General features: G+C 72.9%; 1 protein-coding gene. It reads left to right on the top strand.

The genetic code is table 11. The features are described 5' to 3' along the window. On the top strand, nucleotides 1-1,213 hold a 1,213-nt coding region (locus FVW20_RS16025; protein WP_504739163.1), incomplete at both ends, for a glycosyltransferase family protein.

Raw genomic sequence — 1,213 nt, forward strand, 5'->3', positions numbered from 1 at the left:
GCCGATCGGTGGAGTCCGTCTCGCGGGTCATGGTCAACACCGACTGCCCGGACATCGCGGCGGCGGCCCGCGCCGCCGGGGCCGACGTGCCCTTCCTGCGCCCGGCGGAACTGGCCACGGACGAGGCCTCGCCGCTGGACGCATGGGTCTTCGCGCAGGTGTGGATGCTGCTGGTGGAGCGGCGCGTGCCCGACTTTCTGCTGTCCGTCTCGGCCACCCACCCCTGCCTGCACCCCGACGAGATGCGCCGCGCCGTGGACCGGCTGGCGGCGGCCAACCGCCCCTCGCTCCAGACCGTGGCCCGGCTGCCCGCCGTGTCGCTGGAATTCCTGACCCCGGACTTCCGCCCGCTAGACGGCGGACCGCCCCCGACGGAAGGGGCAGGTTCGAACGAACCAGGACCGGAAAACGGCCACCCGGAACACGGTCACCCGGACGGCGAGCGGTTTCTGCAATGCGGGGCGTTTTCCATCACCTGCAACCGCCCCTACTACCACGTGCAGCCGTGGTTCCGGCAATACATGACCGACATTCCCGCGCCCCCGGCGGAACCACTGGCCCACGTGCTGTCCGCCCGGCAGGGCGTGGACATCGACGAACCGTGGGATCTCGCCACCTGCCGCCTGCTGCTGGACGGGGACGCCCCGTTCCCGGCCTGCACCCCGGCGGACGTGGCCGTCCACGCCCCCCCCGACGCGGGGAACGTGGCTGCCCCAGCCGACCTTGCCTGCGTGGTGGTGCTGCCGCCCGAAGGGCAGGGCATATCAGGCGCGCCAGATGTGCCGGATGTGCCGGATGCGCCTGAAGCCGCCAAGCACACCGACGGGCCGCACCTGCGCATGGCCGGTATTCCCGCGCCCTGCCGCGTGCTGGACGCGGTGCGCGCCGCCCTGCCTCACGTCCCGCTGGCCGTATGCGGCGAAGGGGACATGGCCCGCGCCGTGGCCCGCCGTTACGGGCTTTCCCTGCTGCCCCTGCCGGAATTTCTCGCGCAACGTCGCGCCGCATGGCCGGTGCCGCTGCTGGCCGCTGGCGACCTTGCGTCAGCCCGCGCTGTCTGGCCCAATATTTCCAACGGCGCATCCGGTTTTTCCGGGCGGGACATCCTGTGCATCGACGGGCGGGCCGCCCTGCTGGATGCGGCCACCCTGCGCGCCTTCGTCGGCTCGGCGCGGGCCGCCCTTGCCGCCGACGACGCGGGATGCGGCCTGCC

The sequence above is a fragment of the Nitratidesulfovibrio oxamicus genome (assembly GCF_015731765.1).
Classification (GTDB): domain Bacteria; phylum Desulfobacterota; class Desulfovibrionia; order Desulfovibrionales; family Desulfovibrionaceae; genus Cupidesulfovibrio; species Cupidesulfovibrio oxamicus.